Source organism: Dendronalium sp. ChiSLP03b (assembly GCF_034531165.2).
GTDB classification, from domain to species: domain Bacteria; phylum Cyanobacteriota; class Cyanobacteriia; order Cyanobacteriales; family Nostocaceae; genus Dendronalium; species Dendronalium minutum.
Window position 1 is genome coordinate 20,790 of record NZ_JAVRBR020000052.1, and the last position, 24,921, is coordinate 45,710.

A 24,921-nucleotide genomic window follows, 5' to 3' on the forward strand; every position below is an offset into this window, starting at 1 on the left:
GTTCCAAGGAGGAGCAACACAAGAATAGTGTTTACAGACTATATTTTGATCAACTTATGCTTGTCAAGTCGATCATCTTTTACCTGTTGTACCATTTCACTAACTTTAATCCTTCTTGCACTCTAGCTAATTCATTTAAGTTATCAGTACTCTTTGCGAGTTGTGCCGCTTTTGTGTATTCACGAAAGGCTTCATCTGGTAGCCATGCTTCTAAATATCGATCTGCTAGTAATCGATAAACAGTAGGGTTTTGGCTTCCTGCCCTTACTCTTGCTTTCAATGTTTCAATCGTCTCGTTTAGAAGATGTCTCGACATATATACAGCATCCTTATCCCAAATAGCAGCTTCATCTGGAGATAAGTTTAGTTGATTAATTTGCTTCACCCTTTGTGCAAAAGCATTTTGTTCTTCTTGCGTCAAAACACTAACTACTAAAGTTTCAGAGGAGCTAATAGGAGTATCACCCTTATTTGCAAGTACAGTAAATTTGTAAGTATTGCCAAATTGCAACTCTTTTTCTTCTTTCGGGTATGGCAGCGTAGTAACGGTTTTATCTACTGTTGTCTCCCAATAAAACTCATAACCACTAACAATTACTGTATAACTAGTAGCGCCTGCAACAGGATACCAAGAGATTGAAGGTCTGGTACTTAACATTGAACTGCCGTAGGGACTAATTATGGTTGGTACATTTTGCTCCTCGCCTGGCCCTTTAACATTGTTGCATCTGTTTGGATTCCGTCCTGTACATACCATCGGTGTCTGTGGCGACGCACACATATCGGGGGCATCAAAAACACTGCCGTGCTTAATATTTAAGAATTTTCCGTTCAAATAGCATAGAACTGTGACTGTACGCCCCTTAATTGGATTAATACGACCTCTTGGGCATATCTGGCTGCCTACTGGTAAATTAAAATCACCTGGGCTATAAACTCTACCAATCGGTTTGACACACGCCTGTTTTGCTATTGCTTGAGATTCCTTCCATCCACTGCTCCAGGGTAAAAAAAGTAATATTGATGCGATCACTAAAACTTGGAATTTATATTTAAGCACTTTCTTTTCGTCAAGCTTGCTATGTTTAATATTAGCTTTTTTTATATTTATTTTCATAATTAAAAGTAAATTATAACTGTTAAAAATAGAAAATAATGCACGTTTTCCTATAATAGGACATATTTGAAAAAAATCTGATTTTTAATAAGTCTAATCTCTGCTTATAGGAGTAGGAGCTTTTAGCCTAATTCTTTGTAAGACTTCTGAGCGCCAACCAAAAACATCTGGATCTGTTGATTGAGTTAACAAACAAGCTTCCCAAGAAAGCCAAGAATTATCAACATCTCCTAGTGCTTCTTGCACTTGTGCCAGTAAACAGTGAGTGGCTGTTCTTTGAATGTCTAATTCTTTCGCTTTTTCTAAATATTTTTTTGCTTCTAAATATTTCTTTTGTTCAAATTTTGCCCAACCTAAATTTTTGTATAAAACTGCTTTTAATTCCGGGGGTTTAGCCTTCTTTAAACCCTTGAAAGCCAATTTTATAGCTGCGTTATAATCACCATTAATAATTTTCAACCTTGATAAATTATTAATGGCTAAAGTTGCTTCTGGGCTGTTTTGTATAGCCAAGCTATACTGTTGCTCTGCTAAATCATATTTTTCTTGCTCATCGTAAAATGTTCCTAGTCCATAATATCCTTCCCAATTATCAGGATTCAAATTAATAGCTTTTTGATAATTATCGGTGACACAGTTATATTGTTGTAATTGTTGGCAGACTATAGCTAAATTATTATAAGTTTCTACGTTCTGCTCGTTATACTTAATTGCTAATTCATAATATTTTTTAGCTGAGTCAAGGCTTTTGGTACTGCGAAGTCCTTTGTCAAAGTAGAAATTGGAAATAGAAAGTTTAGTTTGAGGGGTTATTATTGTAGCCCATTTAAAAAACTCTTGTGCGCCTTGAGAATCATTTGCTGATTCTAACTTTTGACCTTGAGCTACTAAGTAGTTAGCTACTAAAGGTATAGATACAAACACACTTCCAAACACAACTAAACTAATTAATGCATATTTGCTAATTTTAAATAATTGAGAATTAGCTAATCTATAAGTTTTAATTTGCTGAGGCAGTTTTTCTAATCGCTGTAAAATTACTTCAGTAGTTGCTGGACGCTGCCCTGGAAAAAGAGCCATTAACTCATCTAGAAAGTCAGCGAAGGGCTTATCAATCTGGGGCGCTTTATTTCTCCAGATTAGTCCTCCCGTTTGTTTGTCTTTAGGCAGATCATTAGGCTGAGTACCAGTAACTAAATGTACAAAAGTCCGACCCAAAGCAAAAAAATCTGACTGTGGCACTGCCTGTCCTTCAATTTGTTCTAGTGAAGTGTAACCAGGTGTGGCTACAGATGTAATTTCATATTTTCCTCCCCTACCTGTATTAGTTCCCCCACTCCCACTAACTTTTGCCAGATAGGTGTCAGTCACTCGCCTCGCTACTCCGAAATCAATTAATGCGAGTTGACCACTTGGTTGAAGGACTATATTAGAAGGCTTAATATCTCGATGAAAAAAATTGCAGCGGTGTACTTCATGAAGGATTTCAACTAGCTGTTTCAACCATTCTAATGCTAAAGATTGTAATATTTGTTCATTAGATTCCATCCATTCCTCCAAGTTTTGTCCCTCAAATTTACTCATAACTAAGCAATGTAATGTTAGAAGACTATTGTTTGGAACAAAAGTAAAATAGTCATCTAAGGTACTGCGAGGAATATTTGGATGTCGAATTAGTTGCAAAGTGAGAGATTCCCGCTCGATTAACTCTGTTAGCTTAGGTGTGTTCCATTTTAGAACTTTCATGACTCGATGTTCACGAACGGGATGCCACCTAGTACCAACGTCATCTACTTCAAAAACGTCAAAGTAATTGTACGGGTTGTCTGTTAACGGCTTCAATGGCTTGACTAAGCGGATACGGTTGTTAATCAGCAATGAAGTACCACAACAGAGGCATGTTTCAGCATCGTTGGGATTTTCACGGTGAGCGCAAAGAGGATTAATACAATAACTCACCAGCTTTCCTCAAACTTTTTCCTCTACTTCCGTAGTTTAAAGAATTGTCGCCAATGTCATAACTGAGCAATAGCAAATTTTCATCTTGTACATGTGTATTCATAAATGTCAGCCTTTTGTACTGTTTATTAAGGGAGATCTAGGACTTACGCATCTGAAAACATAATTTCTAATTGGTATGAATTGCGAAGGAACCCCCAGCATTTTAGTTGTGCGTGAGTACATTGTGGACAATCTCACTAATACTTGTGCCGCTTATAATGCATCTATATTACTTTTTGTCAATGCATAAGTCCTAATCAAGTAGAAATCAAGTTTGCTAACTTTATAAGTCAAAGTAGCCTCATTAGAGAATCTTATGACCTCAAGTTATTGTAAATAATTATGAAGAAAAAGCGAGTATCATTGCGGTGCAGTATAGGTTTTTATATGTTCCCTTTAACGCTATCCCTGTTAAAGTGACGTTTTTCCAATGTATTAATAAGGGTTTCAGCTTTACACTCAACAGATTTAAAAGGTTATGGATTTTAGTGCTGAATCAAAACTCAACTATACTGCACCTTCCTCCATGATTCCAAAAGAACAGAGGCTTTTGGGATGGCAAAGGTTTTCAGCAACTGTAACTTTTGAAGAAGCTTTGTCTTTACTAAATGACTTAGTATTAGCCGAAAGACGTAGGCACTTATCTGAAGCTGAGGTTCTTGTTATTGAAGGAGCATGGAATGACAAAGAGTACGAGGAGATAGCAAATAACTCAACTTATAGTCGTAACTACTTGCAACGGCGTGTTGCTCCCCCCTTGTGGGATATGCTCTCAAAAACGATCGGAAATCGAGAACGAGTTGGAAAAAAAAGCTTGCGGTATTTTTTAGAGCGAGTAACTAAAAAGTATCAGTCATTAGAAGTTTTAAATGAAGAAAAAATCACTGCCAATAACTTAGTCCAAGTTACAGGAAGTAAAATACCTGACATATCTAAATTTTACGGTCGGGCAGAAGAAATAAGACACTTAAAGGGATTAATAACTGAGCAACGATGCGTATTGCTAGTAGGAGTGGCAGGAATTGGTAAAAGTGCATTAGCAGCAAAACTAATAGCAGAACTTAGTGTAGAGTCTCGTCCCAGATTTGACTGCCTAGTTTGGAAATCCGTAGCCCATGCGCCGTCAGTTCAAGAGTTAGTAGCTGATCTCATAGAGTTAATTGAACCTTCAGAATCATCCTTAAACTCGTCCTCTCATGCCCAAGCTATGATTTCGGCATTAATTAAGCAGTTGCAATCACGTCGCTGTCTGCTGGTATTAGATACATCTGAGGTTTTATTTCAAAAGCATAACCTCCAGGAGCGGCTAGAGTATAGACTACTTTTTCGTCGCTTGTCAGAGGAACTGTATCAAAGCTCCATACTTTTAACTAGTCGAGTTTTCCCTGATGAGATGGAGAGTTTGATAGCAACCGAATTACCTATTGATTTTCTCAGAATAGAAGGTTTAGATACAGATGCTGCAATACAGCTTCTATGTAGCAAGGGATTAACAGACCAAGAAAAGTGCGATGAATTAATCAAAACGTATCGCGGTAATCCTTCAGAATTAAAAGCTGTAGCTAATCGAATTCATCATTTTTTTGCAGGTAGTGCTGAAAAATTTTTTGAAAACCCAACAACGCTAGTTAGCGATCAGTTTCAAGAAATGCTTAATCAGGTATTCAGCCAACAAGTATTAAGCAAAATTCAACGGCAAATCATGATTTACTTGGCAGAAGAATTAACTCTAAACTCAAATTCTGTTAACTTTGCCAAACTCTTAACTGACATGAATAGTAAACAAAAAGAACTGGTGTCAACATTAGAGATAATTAAGGCTATAGAAGGGCTTGAAAAAGATTCCTTGGTAGAAAGTAGTAAAGACCCAATTACAAAAGAAATCAGTTTTACTCTCCAACCAGTAATTAAAAAGTATATCAAGACAGACCCGCTAGGGTTAGTGCATACATCTCATGCTTCCACAACAATAGCGATTGCATCTTAACAAAGGTAACTATGATTGCAGGCAAACTAGAAGTAACCATCAAAATTAACGAACTACCAGAAGCTAAGACTGTGGAGAATGGTTGGCAACAATTTGAGATTGACTGTGATGGTCGCATCATTTCAGTCACAGTTAAACCTAAGATTTACAAGAAACTGACCGACGCTGCAAGTTATTATCCGCAATGGGTAGCAGCAATCGCTGGTAAACTCGGTCAACAGACAGAAAATGGGTTCGTGCTGTCAGAACCCAACATACAAGTTTTCGAGCGCAAGCCCAAGGCAGAAACAACAGCTACACCGGGGGCTGCTTGAGAAAACCCCTCAACCAGAGGGGTAAGTTGGAACACAACATTAATAAATTGCGGAGGTGTCAATAGTAAACAATCAGAACATTGTTAGATCCTAAAAGAGCAGAATTTCTGTAAGATCGAGCTACTAACTGAATGAGGCGATTAATGGAGGTTTACCAAGACAATCACAATTGAAAGGACAAACCGCACTTTTAGAGTGACGCTTTGCCCAAAATGAAAAAATTGAATAATTTCAGAGCGGGGTTGATCTCACGGAAACCGAGGAAGTGGCGTTTAAAGTTTGGCGACTTGAATCCACTGACTGGTCAAAAGAGATTTAGTCCACGCTGCTGCTTCTCGTATTATAGCGAGAAGCCACACAAATGTAATGCATTTGTGTGGCAATTTTAGCTGTTGAATTTTCTGGAATCTGAGAAAAATTAAGTCTGATGAAGAAAATTCACGAACTTCATAGTTAAAACAACTAGCAGCGTCATAAACCCCCTTTGAAGCTTGCAAACCAAGATTCAGAGGTAAATATTGTGATAAATCAAGAATGCCCAATACAAGAGGGTATTGAGGTTAGGCTTGAGGGGATTGTAAGAGTGCCGATTAACAACTCTGTTCTTTCAAGAGCTTTGATTAAGGGAACTACCCCGACGGGTGGGGGTAGAAGCAGATGAGCGATCGCACAATTGAATACCCCAACAACCTCACCGCTGCTGAATACCATGAGCTAGCGGTGAGCAGCGCCATTCATCCTGAGTTGATCGAGCGCAACTTTAGGCATATTGAAGGAGAAACAGTTTACGATTATCTGTTTATCTCCCCAGCCATCCCCAGAAAAAATGCGGGTCGAGTTACAGACGGGTTTTTGAGAGCCTACCAGCACTTGACCACCGGGGGGATATGGATATCGGGACTTGACCCACACAACAACTGGCGACCAATGGAGTGGGGACGGATGAAACCCACTCAACCCCGCATTGACTGGGAAAAAGGGAAACCCGTTAAGTATGAATCACCACCCAAAACGCCTAACCGAGTTACATACTTTGATGTAGCCGATTGTATTTGGGACAAAGTTGCGCGACGGTACAATATTAAGCGCTATCACTCACCCTTGGCGCTACGCTTACAAGATAGGCTCAACCTACTAAGATTTTGGGAATGGGTGATTGCTCATCCAGAGATCCCAGTTATACTTTGCGAAGGTGAAAAAAAGGCGGCCTGTTTGCTGAGTCTGGGGTTTGTAGCGATCGCACTCCCTGGAATTTGGAACGGGCGCGTAGGCAAGCTGGATTTTGACGAACGGTTACACCCAGATTTAATGCCACTGGCACAACCGGGACGCAAGTTCATTATTTTATTCGACTACGAAACCAAACCTAAAACCCGGTGGTCAGTGTTTCAAGCCACAGTTCGCACTGGTAAGGCAATTGAGGCTGCTGGTGCAGAGTGTGAAGTGGCCTTGCTTCCTGGCCCAGAAAAAGGTGTGGATGATTTCGTGGTTGAGCGAGGATTTGATGCCAATGCATTACTAACTGCAATCATTGATGATGCCCTATCACTCCCGGATTACCAGCGCTCGTTTTTAATTAAGCACCGGGGATTGAGAAAGTACAAGCCGCAAGTAGTAGTAAATGTCAAATATCTAACTCAAGCCCTTTTAGTGGATGAACTTGGGAGTAGTCAAGCCCCAACTGAAGAACTAACTAATTGTGACTTTGGTGTTTTATCACCTGTCTATCTGCAATCACCCAGGATTTACAACACTCAAAGTGAAGAGTCGCAAAGAAAGTACAGACTTAAAAAAGCTCACCAAAATCAACCAAAATATTTTGTCTTCCCCTGCTCCGGATTGGTAGTACTAATCAGCGACATGGGAACTGGTAAAACTGAACTCATGCGCGCTTGGCGTGATGCGAACCCTAACCAAAGATTTCTCAATAACGGGCATCGTGTCAATCTACTGAAAAATTTAGCTCAACGCCTGGAAACCGAAATGTATTCAGACCTTGGTTATGTAGGCATGACTAAAGCTACTGCATTGAGCATCACCATTGACAGCCTCCATAAACTAAACACTCAAGCGCTTACTTATGGATGCATATTTATTGATGAAGCTTGCCAGTATTTAACTCACCTACTACACAGCAATACTTGCAAAGAACATCGCGCTGCCATTTTGGAAGTACTACATTATATTGTCTACAATGCGCCCCTCGTCGTCATTGCCGACGCACACATGGATGATGTGACAATTGACTTTTTCCATTCAATGCGACCACAAGGTGAACAACCATACATTATTAAGAATGAATGGAATAATGGCGATCGCACCATCTATTGGTACGAAGGTCAGGATTCAAGTGCTTTGGTTGCTCGGATTTCGGCCGCACTGATGATTAATCAGAAAGTCATGGTGGTCAGCGACAGTAAGCGTTTCATCAAGAAACTGGAAAAATCATTGAGTGTCAGGATTGATAATGAAGTCGTAAGTTTGAAGTCGGAGGTCGGAAGTAGAGACTTTACCTCCGACTCCCGACTTCCGAATTCCGACTTCACCCCTGGTTTACGCATCTGGTCTGTACATTCAGACAACTCCGGTAGTGAGGAGAATGTAGCCTTCATTAAAGACATCACCAATGCCGTCAAAAATATAGATGTGTTACTCACCTCTCCTAGTCTTGGAACTGGTGTAGACATTCCAGACTATCATTTTGATTTAGTGTTTGGGGTGTTTCATGCCGTCAGTCAAACTGCAACTGAGTGCGCTCAACAGCTGTGGCGCTATCGTCCAAAAGTGCCGATTCATGTTTGGGTGGCCCCCAAACCCCCATTTGGCTACCTCAATACCAACCCCACCAAAATTAAGGAGCGATTGCTTCAAACCAACGAAATCACTGCTTTTCTGTTGCGGATTGACCGTGAAACTGGCAAGCGCGGAGCTGAGAAGGATTGGGCATTAGACGCTTACTGCCAAATTCAAGCCAACCGCCATCAATCAATTAAGAATCTTCGGGCTGACCTTCGGGACTTATTAACCCAGATGGGCAATTCTATAGTACCAGTAGGTGAAGAGCATGATGCTCAAGCTTTGGAATATTTGAAAAATGCTGCTGATGCTCTGGATACTGCTCACAATCATGCCGTCGCCAAGGCTAAGAATATTTCATATAGTGAATACCGGGCACGTCAAACTAAAGATTACCTTTCACCTGAAGAAATTAACGAGTGTGAGAAGTTCCGTATTCATGATGCCTATGGTATGGAAGTTACTGAATCTTTGGTTGAGAAAGATGATGGCGGTCGATTAATTCGGGCGATCGCTGCACTCGAATCTATTCTCTCACCTCCAGATGAAATCATATTAGACTCCAAAACTGGCAAACAGTACCCATTACCACCAGCATTTGTTACGGGAAAAGACCGCGCCGAACGCGACAAGCTACCGTTTTGCATGGACTGGGGAAATTATTCCGCCAAGTGGTTAGCCAGATTTAACTTGGGGTTACATCACATCCTGGGGCGTTTAGTAGCTTCATCAGAAATTACGGCGACTGACCCACATCTATTAAATATGACAGCGATGGCCATTGAGTGTGCTGCTCACATCAAAGCAATCCTGGGTTTTACAGTTCCAAGTGATTGTCAACCGATTTGGCTGTTAGCCACTTTGGTCGAACAGCTGGGACTAAAGTTGGTTTGCCGTAAGCAGGGGCCTCGTGGAATGCAGGTGAAGTTTTATTCCCTGTCTAAGTCGGAATTAGATTTTGCAAAACATGTTATCGCTCATCGTCAAAGACAACGTAGCTCATACATCGAAACGCAGTCATCGCCCAGCTTTGAACCTGTTTCTTCTCCCGTATCCACCCCCCTCCATAATTGTATAGGGAACCCCCTAGTAGAGGGGGTGGATACTACGGAAAATGACCCCCATTTTCTGCTTAATTGTATACAAATGTTGCGAGACGGACTTGCAAAAGGAGCAGAAGCTATCAAAGGCATCCTCAGCAGGTGGGCTGGTGATTGGCGATGGGAGGTGGTGCTGGAGTTGGAGGCTCTAGCGGCGAGTGAACTGCGCTCCTTGGAGGAAGCAGTACCTGAATTCTACTCCTGGCTGTGCGAAGATGTGCTGCCTCTAGAGACTCAAGCTGAATAAAAGCAATTATCTAAGAGCGCACTTGCTTTGTTTGAAGTGAAGCTGTTGATGGATCTTTAGTAAGAATTGTAGCCTTTGCCAACGAGATAGGAAGAGGCTAGTTGTTGCACATCAAAAATGTCAAATAGATAAATATATAACAGAAAATTGGAGAAATCAATAGTTGAAAGTACGATTTGAAGTTCATACTTTTAACTATATGAAAATCTGGATGAATATGTCATAGTGATATCGTTTTTCCGACAAAGAAATGAAATGAAAAATGGATGAAATATGGCAAAGAACGTGGGAATTTGAGCATCCATCAGGAGTAAAAGTTCGCGCGATCAATACAGCAATTGGAATTGAGTTATTTCAGGAAGATGTTTTAAAAATAATTTTTCCAGAATTAGATAAGGAATCGAGAGAAAAAATAAATATAGAGGTGAATAAACATTGTGTAATCAACCAAGGAGAAAATCTAGAAGTAAAAACCATAAATGCTTTAGCTGTCCATTCATTATCATCAATATCAAAGGCTAAAGCTAGAGAAGTGAGGAGTTTCATGCAATGGGTAAGAGTGCATATTATGCCTAATTTCCGAGAAAGATGGGAAAAAAACTTAGGATTACACTATGCGAAGTATGCATTTTGCAATATTGATTATAGTAAGAAAAACTCCTTAATAAATTATTTATTAACCCAAGGAGAAAGCTGGCATGATGAATGTATTGACTGGTACATACAATTAGTCAACAAGAAAATTCCTTTATCTACAGAATGCCCAATGCCCAGTGATACTTGGGGTGTAGTATTGAGGCAAGAATATTTTACAATAGCGTCAAAAATAACAGAGCAGATATATAGTTATCAAGATTTGTACGAACAGCAAGTATTGCTAGCAACAAATTTGTTAAAAGCGCAAGAACTAGACTTACTGGTTTTAAACTTGTTAAGAAAACTGAAGTACGAAGAATCAACAAACATAATCAAACAAGGATTATTTCTCCAAGCCTTACATTCAGTAGATAAAAATAGATTCAGAAATCTGGAATCATTAACACTATTTTACTTAAGATTAATTGAGTGTTTCTCTAATGAAATACTGGCAGAGTAAAATATATAATTTCCACAAAAAACGTGGATTCTCTACACCACTTGAATTTTGTGAAAACCATGAGGAGAAAAAATTAAATGACAGATACAATCACAACTAAGGCTGACATCCAAGCTCAAAATATTAATAAAAAAGAGCAGTTAATTAAAAAATACTCGCGGAGATTAGTAATAGTAACAGGAGATAAAGGGGGCGTAGGAAAATCAACATTTGCTAGAGGGCTGGTGCAAACATATATAGATGCACAGCAAAGATTTGTGGGTTTTGATGCGGATATTTCTAATTCACAGTTAGTCAGATTTTATGGAGAGCATTGCCCAATAGAACCACTAAATATATTTAAAAATGGCAATATAGATAAGTTTTTTGATGGATTGAAAAAAAAGATTTATCCAGAACCGAATCAAGATGGGTATAAACCGAAAGAAGAATCTCGGTTTCTACTAGAACTACCACCGCAATCGAGAATAATACTACAAAGATTTATCCAAGGAATGGATTTTCTAGAAACAGCAGAAGCAGATTATGATATGCGTGTAACAATGGTAGTAGTTATTAGTCGAATTAGTGATTCAGTAAATCAACTAATAAATCTACATAGTTTTTGCGGTCAGCGGGTAGATTACTTGGTAGTTAAAAATCTCTTCTTTGGCGAGGAAGAGGAATTCACTCGCTACAACAAATCAAGAGAAATTACAGAAATTATGAATGAAATGGAGAAAGATAAAAGCTCATTTATTACGATTACCATGCCCGAATTGATTGAACACGCTTATGATTATTTAGACGAGAAAAATATGACATTTAAGCAAGGGATGGAGCAAAAGGATTTGCCTTCTGTAAAAGGAAGAGTTACAAGTTGGCTAAGGACTTTTAAAGAACAGATTAAACCAGCTCAAGAGATATTAGGGTTAGATGATGTCAAAATCTCCTAAACGGATGATTATGACTGTAGGTGATTCGCGGGTAGGAAAATCTACAGTCATCAAACTATTAATTGATTTACTCCAATCTCAAAATAGAAGAATCAAAGTATATAACCACGATAATCTTCAAAGATTGAAGGCTTATGAAACAGTTGTCACAATAGATAGTTTAGATTTCTCTAGAGGGGAAACAGATAAGATACTTCAAGATTTAAATAATGATGAGCTTGAGATAATTATGGTAGATATGCCGGGACAATATTTAGAGAAAATCTGTCAGTACATTCAGCGCACAGATTTATTTAGTCTTTTAGTTGATTACCAATGGAGCCTAACATTTGTTCAACCAATTTCACATAGAATAGATTGCGTAAATTATCTAAAAGCTCTATTAGAGTTTACAGTTGACAATGCTAATTACGTACTAGTAAAAAACCAATATTTTGGTGAAAGGTTTAGAGATTACCAAGAACTAATGCAAAGTAAATTTAGGATAATTGGAGGTGCTGAAATAGAATTGACACCATTACATCGGGATCATTATGAAGCAATAGAAAGAACAGCAGAACCAATATCTCAGTGTGTGACAAATACATCAGTTTACTTAGTGTATCGGACTTATATTTATCACTGGATAAAAAACTTTCATGACTCAATCATGAATGAAACTATAGCTAGTAAATATTTAGGTATTTGAAACCAAATTTGGAAATTTTAATAATTGTGTGAAAGATGAGAGCAGAAGAAATATTACAAGGATATTCCGATGCAGAGCAAAAGCGCATAGCTCAAATGTGCCATGAGTTAGGAATCTCACGAGACGATCCAATGTTTCAAATAATGGCAACATTGGGGAGATATGAGGAGACAATGATTGACCTCCAGGCAAGAATGGAGGCAATGGTCGAAGCTTGGGCAGTATTGATCGATCAGAAGTTGGAATCGACAACTAAAGCGGCTCAGTCAATGCACTATACAGTAGTATCCAGTGCTGTGCGCGAAGAAATGAAAAGCTTACAATCGGCAACCAAAGCTTTTAATACTTCAGTTATTAGTAATGTCAAGTTAAGATTTTGGGCAGTGTCAGCAATCTGCGGTGGGCTAATGGCAGCGGGGGCGTTGTTGGGTTCATTGACAACATGGAATGTGATATCAAATCTAGGTGAAAGTCAGACAGTAGTAGTATCAAACAGTGATTTGAAAGTATTGCAATGGGCAAAGTCAAGAGAGGGGAGAAAAATGTACAATTTGTTACAGGATAATAAATCAGCCATCAGGGCCTGCGAACAAGAAAACCGACTACAAGGATATTGCTTGATTCGGATGGACAGAACCAAGAAATAATTCAACAAACAGTACCAAATTTTTCTGATGTGAAATTTTCCTGTTCCAAAACCTCAAGAGAGTTAAGATAACCGAACTGAATACCTTTGATAATGGCGTGCGAACGGTTACGAGCATTTAGTTTAATGAGGATATTATTAGCATGAGTTTTAACGGTACTCAAGGTGACAAATAACTTTCTGGCAATTTCATCATTAGAGAAGCCGCAGGCAATCATTTTCAAGACTTCGGTTTCACAAGTAGAGAGAGGCTCATTATACTTTTTACCTTTTCGTAAAACATGATTTTTCCTCCAGATATGGTTGTCGATAATTCTTTTAGTAATGCTGGGGTCGATGAAGTAATCATTTCTATAAGTGCTAATGATGGCTTGCTTAATCCAGTTAGGATCGTTTTTTTTCAAAAGAAAAGAATCCGCACCATAACTCAAGGCTAAGTCAGCCAATTCTTCGCTCCGATGACCAGTAAAGATGACCACCTTAGAGGCAGTATGATTCTTAATTTGATATGTGACTTCCAAGCCGCTGATATCTGGCAAGCCTATATCAACTAGAACGACATCAGGCTGGAATTGTTCTACTACCTTAAGTCCATCCAATCCATTACCTGCTTCGCCACAGACTGACATATTAGGTTCGTGGTTGATAATTGCCTTGATACCTAACCTCAAAAGAAGCTCATCCTCAATAATAACGACTCTAATCATATAGATACCTGGAGTTCAAGTTGATTCAATATTTATAACATAACTAACTTCGGTGTAGCTTTTATTTTCCCAAATCTCAACAAGAAAATACCTTCTGAATTTATACACAAGTTCTCGTAGTTTTCAGCAGATTTTTACAGCAAAATAACTGAGAGAAAGTTAATTTATAATAATTAATAAAACTAGAAGTTTTTCATTTTTGTTCTATAATTAAATAAGCAAAATTAGACTACCTTGGTAGTTTTTTAAGAGTAAGGACTGCGTTAATGACTAACTATAGTACCTTAAACAAAAAGCTTTGTTTAGCAGCTCTATCGCATGATGTTTACAATTCCTTAACGGGAATAAATTTAAGTCTAAATCAAGTAATTGATGGTTGGTATGGTAATAATTTATCAGAGATTAAACCACTGCTAAGAGCAATTAGAGAGGCTACTGATAGAGTGACTCAATTAATTGAATCACAAAGGAATAATCAACCACAATTAAGTATTAATCCAGAATTGATTAACGGATTCAGCATGTTGTATTTATTACAGCAGATATATCTAGAGAGCTTACCTAAAGCGAAGGAGCGCTCTTTAACACTTCATTACGAAACCAGTCCAGCTTACTTACATGGAACTCTTGTGGTGGGGAATACAATTGATATGGGCAGAATGTTGGGGAATCTCATACAGAACGCTATAAAGTATACGCATTCTGGAGATATATTCGTGCGGTTGTTTAACGTTGGAGATGATTTAGCAATCGAGATTGAAGATACTGGTATTGGGATCGAAAAAGAACAAATCCCGAATATCTTCCTGCCTTTGTGGCGATCGCCTGATAGTAGCGGCGAGGGGCTTGGCTTATATGTTGTGATGATGGTAGCGAAAGCGCACGGATTAAAGCTGACAGTAGAATCTGTAGTCGGCAGCGGAACAAAGTTTACGATAATATTCCCATATCAAAATGAGAGCCACTACGGGCTGACTGATACAACGCTCTCTAAAGCACAGAGATTAAAAGATGCGCTATCTATTTGACGCAAAGCTCTGGGATCGGATCGAAACAGTAGTTGAATTTCTGATTATGCTGGGGTTAGCGATCGCAGGTGTGATTAAATTCAATACTGACATAGTGGAGGCTGCATTCTATGTCACATTAGGAGCAATAATTGCCCCCTTCTCTGGAATAGAGAGGCGGACAAAACGTTATTTGCTATTGGGCGGATTTTTTTTAGGGCTATTTGCTGGGTATTTTGATTAGTCGCCAAGTTCAGAACCACGATCTCGATCCTTATAATTGTCTTGAGCTTGGGACTGTTGTCTTTGCTGCTTGTCAAAGGCAATAATTCTCAGAGTTTCTGGATGCGAAAGATTATTTTCAGTAATTTTAAACTCGTTAGACTCATCTTTATATGCAGAAAAAGCGATGGCGTTGGGTGGATCGGTTTTGCGGTTAACGTTGAGAAACTGTATATCCTCTTTGAACAACAGTTGCAGTCGGTAAACAATTCCATTGTAAACACGCCCAGTATTAGTAGTATCCTTACCCATCGTCATAATAGTGTTCATGACGGCAGGAATCAGGGATTGTTTGAGCGTTTCATTTTCTTGAGTCGAGGATGGTTCAGGCTGAATCACTTCCTTATCTTTGTCAGAACTTTGGTAGTTAGAGCTTTGTTCCAAAGGTAGGTTGTGCTGTCCTGCTGAAAACATTTGTTGTAGAAATGTTTGTTTTTTCTTTTCAATCAAGTTACCAACTCTACTTGAGTTATCTTGCTGTGACTGTTGAACTCCACCAAATTTATTAAGATATTCTTCGTAGTATTTATTTTTGAGAGTTTGTCTATAATCTTCAACAGTTAGAGCATTTTGAGATAGAGTTGTCTGAAGTTGAGCAATTAGACTTTCGCGCTCAGTAGTTAAGAGTGTGGTGGTCGATTGTAATGGGAACGGGTGTTGCTCCAATAGTAGCGCTAGTCGATACACCATAATGTTGTTGGATAGTCCACTGTCACGATTGACAGCGCGGATCGAGGAGATGGTTGAGGTAGAAGAAGAGTTTTTATCCATTTGAATGTAGGTGTATCACAATTCGAGATCAACAGATGTAGACTTAGGGTTTTGATGCTGTTTCGGTTGGGGAGAGCGAACTTCAACCTTTGGGCTGTAAGTATTGTCAATTACCTTTTTACGCTCATCCATCAAATCTTGAAGAATTTCGCTCAGTAGTGGAAGAGAGATATCAGTTTGGGACTTGCGATTTTGCTCAACTGAACTTTGAACTAAAAGTTTTTGGTAAATTTCGCGTTGTTCGCCAATAGTTAATTTACCAGTTTGTTTGAGTTTTTGGCGCAAAGGATAATTCCATTGATCTGCAACCCCTACCCATGTTTTATTAATTTCTAAATCTTGCCAGTGACGAGCGATTTCTCTATGAAGGGGTAATTGAGTATCACGTTCACTTTCATTAAAATTAGCTTGGTTGCTAAGGGGAGATTGTTGTCTCAAATCTTTGACGATCTCGTTCAAAGGCGAAAGTATAATATCGGTTATTCCTTGGCTTTGAATTTCAGCTTGAGCTTGAGTTTGAAGTACGAAATAAAGTTCGCGTTGTTCGCTCATGGTAAGGAGAGCGTTGTTTTGAATTAAGGAGCGAAATTCATTGCTGCCTTGAATAGCAAGACCAAGCCATTGATTAGTATCTTCTAAGTCTCGCCAATGCCGAGCAAGTTCAGAGTGAAGCGGTAAAACAACACTGTCAGGGTTAGGCTGACTATTTTGATGATGAGAAGTTTGAAAATTAGATTGTCGCTTTTTTGGTCGCTCTGTTGTAGTAATGTGCTTTGAGTTTTGCGTCTGATTTTGAGATTCGCTCTGTTCTAAATCTTGAAGATGTTTAGCAATTTGAGGATGAACAGGCACTTCAATGTCACGGGTGGAATGTTGACCAGTGCGGTAGGTAGCAATATTAATGTTGCGTTTGGTTTTGAGTCTGGTTTCGTAGTCAAAACAAATTTTGATGTTGCGATCGCTCGATGCAAAGACAGCTAACTCAGGATGTAAAGTGGGTGTGATAGGATTACCCAGTTCATCCCTACTACGGTAGCCAGCATAAATCCCAGGTAATCCTATAGCAGCTTCACCTTGACTTAATAGACAAGCAGCTTTCTTTGCACCCTCAGTAATGGTGACTGGTACATTGTGCTTCCACACGCAGTACCAAAATCCGCAGGTGCGATCGCTTTGACTGGGATCAACCCCGGCTTTATCATAGATATGAACAGCGATATCATCAGGGACATCTAGCAAGAAAATACTAAGTTCAGTTTTGGGTGGATGTTCATACTTAATTTTTTTGTCAGGTTTTTCTTTGTCATACCTGGGTTCATTGGGTTTGTAGCATCCCCAAAGTTTTCTTAGGGGCTGTTGGTTTGGCTGTAGGTCTGAGAATGAACGAGGGTCAACGCCAGCATCACACCACCAACCTCCTTTTTCAATATGCTGATATCTGTCTAAGTACAAGTCCCGCAGTCGTCCATCATTACGACGGGAGATTTTGTCGCTGTACATCAAATATTCCCACGCTTGATGTGACTGTTCTATCGGGTCAGTCTCTAAACTTTTAAAATTTAACTCGGCAATTTCTGGGTAGATCGCACTACCATCTACTAGTTCTTTTCTATGATTCGGTTCCAAGTAATTTTTTGAGTCTTTTGAAACTAATGAAGTTGAGTCAGTTGGAGAATTTAAGGAATCTAAGAAAGTTGAAGGTTCCGTGGAATCTGATAAATCTGAGGAATTAAGGATAACAGAGTTATTGTTGATGACTTCGCGTCGGTGAATACTCTTTTGTTCTACTGGTATAGCTATTTCCTCAACAGATATAGTCGAAGGAGGTAAAAAAGGAGGTTTGTCAGAGGGAGATACAACCAAAGGTGAATCGCTAGGAGGTAAATCAGGAGGAGCTGTGGAACTCTTTAAAAGTGGTAGTGCATCACCAGCAGGTAAAAGCGGGGTTAATAATTCTGTTAATAATTCTTCGACTTCTTGAATTTCTTCAAATTCGGCATTAATAAATTCATTAGTTTCTTTGTCAAACTTCGACCATTTCCAACCACCATTTTCATCAGGACGCATCACATACGTTGATTCACCAAGTTCAAGTTTTAGTCTTTTATCTAGTTCAAATTCTATTTTTTGGATAAGTTTTTCCGATGCCCAATCAAGTAAAGGATATATGATATTCCTCAAAAAATATTCATTGATTTTGGCATAGGAATAAGCTAGTTGGAGATGTCGTTCATCAAACATGAATCAATTCAAAATTCAAATTTCAAAATTAAATGAGCCTAACTTTTTTCGTAAATATTAGGGTGTGAAGGGTAGGGTGTAGGTAAAATTAGCTCTTTGTTTGTACCCGTCACTAATTAACCCTCTTATGTCACTTCCGCTTCTAGAATAATCTGGGTTTTGGTTTAAGGATTTAATAAGATGAGAACAACACCTTCGCAAAATATCGTACTGCTGACTAGTAGCACCAAGGCAGCTTAAATCAATAAGTTGACCTTCAGGAGTTACGCGATTAAAAATCAGGTGAAATTCAACGCCATTCAAAGTAATTTCAAAAAAACTAATATACTGCAAGTCATCCCAGCCGATGCTATAAACATACTCAGTTAAAATTTGCAGACAAGATTTTTTGGCAAGAGGCGCAGAGATGTTGGATAAACAAATTTGGCAATAAATACCCAGTTTTTTAAGTTTTGGTCTTTGACAGGCAAGAGAATGAAAGCCAGCAATGATTCGTGTAACGGGGGCATGGATATCTACGATAAAATTACCCAAGCCAGTAATCTTAGTTTGGGCTAATTTGGCAATTATATTAAAGTCATCAATAGCAGACTCTTCAATTACTATTCGCATTGGTTTTTCTCCTGAAACTGAAATTAGAAGCCATAATTCAGAATTCAGAATAATCTACATTCATTCTGAATCCTGACTCCTGACTTCTGAATACTTCTAAATAAATACATTTGAATCTGTTGACTCTGCACTCATTAAGGAACTCACTTCAGAAATATCTAAAGGTAAAGAATTTTGAGGAGCTTCAGATGAGTTTTGAGGTATAGGAAAACGACGATTAATATCAGCAATCCTTAAGTCTAAATCTTGTTGAGTTGGAAATCGCTGAGTACTTTTACGAGCTAGATGTGAGACAAGTTTCTGCCAATGTAGTTGATTGTATTCTTCAATATCTTCAAGAACTTTGGAGATTTTGATAGATTTTAATAAAGGAACTGACCCCTCTTGTTTGTTGGAGTAAGCAGGATTAATAAATACACATTTACCTGCTAGGAGTTTAAGAAACTGAGCTGATTCAAATAGTTTCTTAGTCTTTTCCTGTTCGCTAGTGGTAGTACTGGGTTTCCCTCCACCCGTCGAACGACTTTTATGCTTATATTTGATTTCTTCATCACCGAGAAAGCTGGAGAATAATTGTGCCGATTCGTTTTCACCTGGATTGAAAATAAATTTCGTACTGCAAGCACCAAGAATAGTTTTCGCTACTTCCCGACCATAATTCTTTTCCAACTGCCCCATATTCTGCCAACCGAGGATGCCGCAGAATCCCTCAGAACGTGATTCGTTGAGCCATTTGAATAAGTCGGGCAGATATATAGAAGGTAGTTCGTCAAGTGCAACTATCAACGGGTCAAGACGCTTCTTAGCAATATTTCGGGCAATTGTCATGTGCAGGATACTAGTCATCAAAGGTGCGATCGCATCGCGGCGTTCCCTGTCTAAACCAAAAATAATCATTTGCTTACCTTTGATTTCAAGGGGCAGTGTTGTCCTACCAACAAAGCAACCCAAGGTGTTCTTAGCCATGAAGCGAGTAAACATGATGCTGGCAGTAGAGACAATCCCAGCGACAGTCTTTTCACTAGCTGCCGAACTGAACAATTGACCAAAAGCAATCTTAATCCACGGGTTTAGATTAGCAGCCATCAGGCGTTGTACCATTTGTTCGCTTGAGAGTATGGCAGCGCTGGTCATCACATCAGCGCGCTCTCCAAACTCTTTGGTTAACATCAGGATGGCTTGGGTTAACTGGTCGCCAGCAGGCGCAAAGAAACCATCCTCATTACTATTACTCAAAAGTCGGAAGTTCTTATTAATGACAGTAGCAATTTGTCGGGCGGTTTCAGCATCAGAAGAATCTCTTAAAAAGTCGAGGGGATTGCAAACTTCAGATTCGGGGAATCCCGGTGCGAATATATGAACATCATAACCCTGACTCTTAGCATAAGCAGCGATTTTGGCTTGTGACGGAAATTTAAAGTCATAGGCGATTATAGGGAATCCTTGATCGATTGCCGAGTAAATCATCGGGTTAATCGCGCTAAAAGTTTTGCCACTACCGGGAGCGCCGATAGCGGCTGTACCCCTTTGTACATCAGGAATGTAGAAGGTACTACCACTACCTTTTTGTTTTTGAGTACCCTTAAAATGATGCTTACCAATATAAAGTGCGGCACTATCACACTTGGGATTGGCTATTTGTTGAAGTGCCTTTTTCTTAGCTGTGCTAGTTTCTTTACTTCCTCCCCAGTAACTAGTCGCAATTTTCTTCTTACTAGAGTCATTACCGAAGAATACTCTCATCAGGATATAAGCAGCCAATATACTTAAAACTGATAACCCATTTGGTGTAAATAAGTGCTGAGTGTATCTACCAATATCACTGTGAGGGTCTTGTAATTGCTCGAAAATAAATGGTTGATTTTTGGTTGTAGATGCAAATTGAAAATCTTTATTCATGGCCATTTTGGGAATTCAAAATGCAAAATTATTTCTTCAGTGAGCGATTTGTTTAATTAAGGATACAAGCCCCTAGCTCAAGACATAGGCTTTGTCATTTTGAATGAGCGAATGAGCGAATTGGAGCAAAGCGACTTGGCTCTCTTAAAACAGAGAAGCGGGTTTACCAAAAATAATCGGGTCTTTTTCTTTATATTCAATAAAAGGAACAGGGCCGATGAAGTAAGGAGAGCAAGTACGACCAACAAAGAAAATAGTTTTGCAGATTCTAAAAAACATAGCAGTTTCCATAGAACCGCTTGCTTCATCAATATCCCAAACCACTTGCTTAAAAGCAGAACCAAAAGGATTTCTACCAGTAGGTTCTTGACCTCCATTGAGAGCTTTGAGAATCCCAAAACCACCTCTGACTTTTTGATATTTACCAGAAATCCATTGCACACCAGTAGTTCTGCCAATGCCGGACATCTCTGCATGAGCGCAATTATCTTGCAAACAGGGAACATTAAACCCCTCTTGATAACTGCCAGAAATGGAGCGGGTCCGGTTAGCTTCAATCTCCCTGAGTACTAAATCCACTTTGCCAATAAATGATAAGTCAAGTGTTTGTAGTCCAGGCAGATTATCCCAGGTAAGATTAGATAATCCTGGTACACCATTTATTTTGCTATCTTGCCAATTAGCAAAATGATTAATTGGTATATTTTGAATATTAGGAATTGATTTCAAGTCATAAAATTTTAAATTAATGAACTTGCCCAATTCTGCATTAAGTAGCTGTGAGTTGTGAAAAGACAAGACATTACCTATTGTGCCAGTATCAGGAATACCAAGTTGAGTTAAAAAATCACTAATTGGCTTGACACTGTTAACAAGCTCATCGGCTAAATCAGGGTTAGCTTTCACTAAATCGGGTAGTGTCTGCCACTTCAGTAATTGAAAATCTGAAAGTTTCAAATCATCTAAATTTAATCCTGATGCTTCAACTATTGTTGAAACATTGAGTTTTTCTATCTGTAACTGAGGGGTTTCAAAATCCCCTAGTTCCATAAATTCCCCAATACTTTGTCCAGCCTTCCAGACTCTAGTTTCATTTCCTCGACTGCCTGGATAAGTGACACTGCCCGAAGAAGTGATAATCATGTCACTGAACTTGAGGCGTGACCAGTCAGGAAAAAAGCCATTGGCAGATTTAACAAAAGGAACTTGAGCAGAGGCTTTAGGCAGAAGAAATCCAATGGCTTGGTTGAGGATTCCGTACCTCCAAAAACTATGAATGAATAATCCACCCAGCAAACCAAATAATAGTAAGTAACGGAGAAGATTATTATTGATTGGTGATTGAGCCTTTGTTTTCATATTCCACCTCTAGTTTTTCTAAAAGGAGAGCTACTACCAAGAGCAGTTAGTTTATGAACTAATTGAATAGAGACAACAGCTTTATCAGCAGCAGTATTAATGTCCATACCCTGTTGTAGATAAGTGATTAACCGTTGTAGCCGTTGGTGTAACTCATCTGAAGGACGGAGCCACTTATTTCTAATGGCAATATTTAGTCCATTTCTCAATTCACGTACATTTTTAAAAGTGATTACTAATGGTTGAAGTGAAGGGACTTTCTTATCCTGATTAACGACATCGTTAATAATTACTACTTGACTATATTTAGGACTGCCACTAGAAGCAGCCAAACGAAAACTGTAAGCCTTGCGCTCGCCACTTTCTGTCTGCGTGATTACTGTCAGCAAAGTGCTTGGTGTTTGTGGTAAACCAGGAATATTGACTTTCTTGATGCGTCGCAGGTGGATTAACCCAGCACCAGGATTAGGACAATCTTGGTCAATACCTTTTAAGCAGCCATCTGTGTCAATCAGGATTTGCGAGGGGTCATCTAGCCATACACGCTGAATCTTTTCCCTGACTTCATAAAATGAAATAACTACACCATGACCACTCCAGACGTTGATAGTTTGAAGTTTGGCAAATTGACCACTAGCTTGAGTTTGTTTAATGGTGCGAACTACAGGTGAAGCGAGTGCATCTATAGGATGGCAACAAGCAACTATAATTGCTAAAGGCACGGCTCGAAGGGCGATCGCACCAAGTAAGTTTTTCATGGCAACTCCAGGGTGCGATTGACCAAAAATGTAACTTTGGTTCCCTTTTTTATGTACCAAACATTGGGACGAGCAGAGATTTCTTGATTGGAGCGTTCTGCACGATTACTAATGACGTTGCCCAGCTTGCCAAATGCACCATTCAAGAATGCACCACCGATGTTGCGTCGGTTATTTTGAATAGTGGTATTACTAGAAAAACCAATACCTCCATTTTGTATAGATTGCTGGACATCAGGCTGATTGATAACCTCACCAACTTTAACCAATCCCCCAACCAGCCCAACAGTCAGGTCGTATCGTGCGATTTCACCACCAATACCTTGAAACTTCTTGGCAATCAAGGGTTTCCCGCCCGATCCCAACACCGCGATCGCTCCAGAGCTAATTGGGTATTCAGTTTTGTCTTTGATGATGCTAGTTACTTGTAGCTGGGCATTGCCACCATCGACTGACACCACCTCAACCGCCAACAAACTACCAGTCGGGATTGCCACATTACCATAGTTGTCGCGCAGGTCTTGAGTCAGTTTAGCAACAAATCTCTTGCCATCGTCAGTTAGTTGCGTGTTATTTTTTCTATCTTGCTTGACTGCTGGAGTAACCAAAACCCCGCTAGCAAACTCACCTACAGTTAAATAACGAGTTTGTCGCTCTTCAATGATTTGGTCTTCTTGTGGCAAATAGTAAGAAGCCTCAGTGACGGATTTGGTAGCTAAGGATTGCAACTGCCACCTGGGGAGGATTTTTTCAATAGAGTTTTCTGTAACTTCTTGCTCTCTATCGGTAAGTTTAGCGTCTAAACCTGACTGTTGTAATTTTGCCGGGAGTAATGCGGGATCTAGTGATTGAGATGACTCAAGCGGATCGGCAATTTGAGATTCACCAATAGTGTTATCGACATAAGCTATTCTCCCAAATGAGCCAATGTTACGGAGTCGGTTAAATTCAGCAGTCGGGTCTAGCGCTTTTGTTTGTTTTATAGAAGTTATGGAAGAAGTAGGATTTGCTCTAGCACTGACAAAACTACGTAGCGGTTCTTTCGTGCGGCTAGTAGTAGTAGTCTTGAGTGTTTCTGGTTGGTTATAACGTTGAACCAGACGTGGGGTTGGTGGAGTAGGATTTGAAGCTATATTTTGAGTTCTATTAGTTTTAGGGATAAGTTGAGGCTTTTGAGTTTTATTCAAGGAATTAATCTTGCTCAATTCCTCTTCTTGCTGGTCAAGTGCAAGAAGAGCATAAACATCACCATCTTTTTGCTCAACCTTATCTAAAGTTTCAGATGAGTTTTGTTGTTGTTTAGTCGTTTTGATTGGCTGTTGAGCCGGATTGAAAATTCCGTTGAGCAGCCAAAATATAGCTAAAAAACTTAGACCAAAAGGAACGGCAATTATCCCTAACCTTGACCAGGGAGAAGTAACTACTGTATGTTTGGTTATTACTGGTAAACTATTGAGTTCCAACTCTTCTGGAACTAAAGTACGTTTATCTTTGTCATCATAATCTATAGAAAGCAGATTGTTTATATCAGAATTAATGTCACTCATCTTTTTCTACTAGCGTAATTTAAATCAATAATTTGTGTAATTTCTAGTCCTGACTGTCTAGCTTGGTAAATTTTCCTAGCCATGTCACTAGTACCATTTGGAATTACTTTTGGAGTGCTAACGGCTTCAACAGTGATAGTTTTATTAAAAGAAATACCATTACCAGCATTGTCTTCTCTAGTAAAAGTAACAAGAGTACCTATGAAGTCTATTTCCCACTTTCCATTTTTGATTTGGCGGGGTTCAGAGACAAAGCGAGGTATAAGAGAGACTTGTGCATTACCATTAAATATCTCTGCTGGTGTCATTTGAGCTAGCTTACGCAAAAAAGCCGCACGAAAATTTTGATTTTCACTAATAGCAAATGCAGCTTCGTAAGCTTTGGTAGCTACTCTACCGTTAGAACGCTCAATTCTACCTACATCTACTCCAGTGTCTTGTTTAGTAATTGATTCTCCTTTTTCATTGGATGTTTGCAGTAATCCATCCCAGTTAAACATTTTAATGAAAGTGTCAGAAACAAATTTCTTAATAACTTCATTTGACCGTGATTGAGGCTCTACAGATGCCGCCAAAATTGTGTCTCCACTAGAGAGTTGTACTAGGGCTAATTGTTTGCGTCCTAAAACGTTAATAGCTCCATAATTGAGAAGTTGTAAGATTAGGGAAATTATTGCCATTGAAAATCCAGCTAGAGAAATTATTCCGACTCTAGTTGGGACAGATTTATTGTATTTTAAGAGTTGCAATGGCTCTGGCTTCGGCTTAGTAATATTTTGGTTTTTTATCTTCATGATTCAATCCTAATTCA

The 24,921-nt window shown here is 39.1% G+C and carries 20 protein-coding genes; 9 read left to right on the forward strand and 11 right to left on the reverse strand.

The genetic code is table 11. The annotated features are described in order from the left end of the window. Nucleotides 1-79: 79 nt before the first annotated feature. Nucleotides 80-1,117: a hypothetical protein gene (locus RMY31_RS13545; RefSeq protein WP_322657218.1), complete on the reverse strand. Its 1,038-nt coding sequence runs from the start codon at nucleotides 1,115-1,117 to the stop codon at nucleotides 80-82. Between the two features lie 93 nt (nucleotides 1,118-1,210). Then, complete coding sequence (locus RMY31_RS13550) at nucleotides 1,211-3,076, reverse strand: serine/threonine-protein kinase (protein ID WP_322657216.1); 1,866 nt, start codon at nucleotides 3,074-3,076, stop codon at nucleotides 1,211-1,213. 520 nt (nucleotides 3,077-3,596) lie between these two features. On the opposite strand from RMY31_RS13550, the gene RMY31_RS13555 reads away from it, so the two are divergent. From RMY31_RS13555 to RMY31_RS13585, 7 genes are all read left to right on the forward strand, one after another. Beyond that, nucleotides 3,597-5,105: an ATP-binding protein gene (locus RMY31_RS13555; RefSeq protein WP_322657215.1), complete on the forward strand. Its 1,509-nt coding sequence runs from the start codon at nucleotides 3,597-3,599 to the stop codon at nucleotides 5,103-5,105. 11 nt (nucleotides 5,106-5,116) lie between these two features. Next, nucleotides 5,117-5,419 (forward strand): fertility inhibition FinO-like protein, encoded by a 303-nt coding sequence (locus RMY31_RS13560; RefSeq protein WP_322657213.1) that lies wholly within the window; start codon nucleotides 5,117-5,119, stop codon nucleotides 5,417-5,419. A 657-nt stretch (nucleotides 5,420-6,076) separates the two neighbouring features. After that, nucleotides 6,077-9,562, forward strand: coding sequence for a plasmid replication protein, CyRepA1 family (locus RMY31_RS13565; protein WP_322657212.1), 3,486 nt, complete (start codon nucleotides 6,077-6,079; stop codon nucleotides 9,560-9,562). Between the two features lie 262 nt (nucleotides 9,563-9,824). Beyond that, nucleotides 9,825-10,658, forward strand: coding sequence for a hypothetical protein (locus RMY31_RS13570; protein WP_322657211.1), 834 nt, complete (start codon nucleotides 9,825-9,827; stop codon nucleotides 10,656-10,658). Nucleotides 10,659-10,735: 77 nt separating this feature from the next. Further along, the gene (locus RMY31_RS13575) at nucleotides 10,736-11,593 is read left to right on the forward strand and encodes a hypothetical protein (RefSeq protein ID WP_322657210.1); all 858 of its coding nucleotides are present in this window, start codon (nucleotides 10,736-10,738) and stop codon (nucleotides 11,591-11,593) included. Nucleotides 11,594-11,603: 10 nt separating this feature from the next. Further along, a complete protein-coding gene (locus tag RMY31_RS13580) occupies nucleotides 11,604-12,281 on the forward strand; it encodes a hypothetical protein (protein ID WP_322657209.1) in 678 nt (225 codons plus the stop codon). Nucleotides 12,282-12,316: 35 nt separating this feature from the next. After that, entirely contained in the window at nucleotides 12,317-12,928 is a 612-nt protein-coding gene (locus RMY31_RS13585) for a DUF6753 family protein (protein ID WP_322657208.1), read from the forward strand. Nucleotide 12,929: 1 nt separating this feature from the next. Here the strand turns inward: RMY31_RS13585 and RMY31_RS13590 are convergent, their stop codons facing one another. Beyond that, nucleotides 12,930-13,634: a response regulator transcription factor gene (locus RMY31_RS13590; RefSeq protein ID WP_322657207.1), complete on the reverse strand. Its 705-nt coding sequence runs from the start codon at nucleotides 13,632-13,634 to the stop codon at nucleotides 12,930-12,932. Between the two features lie 266 nt (nucleotides 13,635-13,900). On the opposite strand from RMY31_RS13590, the gene RMY31_RS13595 reads away from it, so the two are divergent. Together RMY31_RS13595 and RMY31_RS13600 are read left to right on the forward strand one after the other, a co-directional pair. Next, on the forward strand, nucleotides 13,901-14,662 hold the full coding sequence (locus tag RMY31_RS13595; protein WP_322657206.1) for a HAMP domain-containing sensor histidine kinase: 762 nt from the start codon (nucleotides 13,901-13,903) through the stop codon (nucleotides 14,660-14,662). Then, nucleotides 14,646-14,885, forward strand: coding sequence for a hypothetical protein (locus RMY31_RS13600; RefSeq protein WP_322657205.1), 240 nt, complete (start codon nucleotides 14,646-14,648; stop codon nucleotides 14,883-14,885). The genes RMY31_RS13595 and RMY31_RS13600 overlap by 17 nt, the downstream gene beginning before the upstream one ends. On the opposite strand, the gene RMY31_RS13605 is transcribed toward RMY31_RS13600, so the two are convergent. The 8 genes from RMY31_RS13605 to RMY31_RS13640 form a co-directional block, all read right to left on the reverse strand. Continuing rightward, nucleotides 14,882-15,694 (reverse strand): hypothetical protein, encoded by an 813-nt coding sequence (locus RMY31_RS13605; protein ID WP_322657204.1) that lies wholly within the window; start codon nucleotides 15,692-15,694, stop codon nucleotides 14,882-14,884. The genes RMY31_RS13600 and RMY31_RS13605 overlap by 4 nt on opposite strands. 15 nt (nucleotides 15,695-15,709) lie before the next feature. Further along, on the reverse strand, nucleotides 15,710-17,935 hold the full coding sequence (locus RMY31_RS13610) for a DUF3854 domain-containing protein (protein WP_322657203.1): 2,226 nt from the start codon (nucleotides 17,933-17,935) through the stop codon (nucleotides 15,710-15,712). 57 nt (nucleotides 17,936-17,992) lie between these two features. After that, nucleotides 17,993-18,547: a hypothetical protein gene (locus tag RMY31_RS13615; protein ID WP_322657202.1), complete on the reverse strand. Its 555-nt coding sequence runs from the start codon at nucleotides 18,545-18,547 to the stop codon at nucleotides 17,993-17,995. Nucleotides 18,548-18,643: 96 nt separating this feature from the next. After that, the gene (locus RMY31_RS13620) at nucleotides 18,644-20,446 is read right to left on the reverse strand and encodes a type IV secretory system conjugative DNA transfer family protein (RefSeq protein WP_322657201.1); all 1,803 of its coding nucleotides are present in this window, start codon (nucleotides 20,444-20,446) and stop codon (nucleotides 18,644-18,646) included. Between the two features lie 144 nt (nucleotides 20,447-20,590). Next, entirely contained in the window at nucleotides 20,591-21,805 is a 1,215-nt protein-coding gene (locus RMY31_RS13625) for a hypothetical protein (protein WP_322657200.1), read from the reverse strand. Continuing rightward, nucleotides 21,802-22,563 (reverse strand): hypothetical protein, encoded by a 762-nt coding sequence (locus RMY31_RS13630; protein WP_322657199.1) that lies wholly within the window; start codon nucleotides 22,561-22,563, stop codon nucleotides 21,802-21,804. Before RMY31_RS13630 ends, RMY31_RS13625 begins: the two co-directional genes overlap by 4 nt. Further along, nucleotides 22,560-24,110, reverse strand: a complete 1,551-nt coding sequence (locus RMY31_RS13635; protein WP_322657198.1) for a TrbI/VirB10 family protein — start codon at nucleotides 24,108-24,110, stop codon at nucleotides 22,560-22,562. The genes RMY31_RS13630 and RMY31_RS13635 overlap by 4 nt, the downstream gene beginning before the upstream one ends. Further along, nucleotides 24,107-24,904: a hypothetical protein gene (locus RMY31_RS13640; RefSeq protein ID WP_322657197.1), complete on the reverse strand. Its 798-nt coding sequence runs from the start codon at nucleotides 24,902-24,904 to the stop codon at nucleotides 24,107-24,109. The genes RMY31_RS13635 and RMY31_RS13640 overlap by 4 nt, the downstream gene beginning before the upstream one ends. Nucleotides 24,905-24,921: the final 17 nt, after the last annotated feature.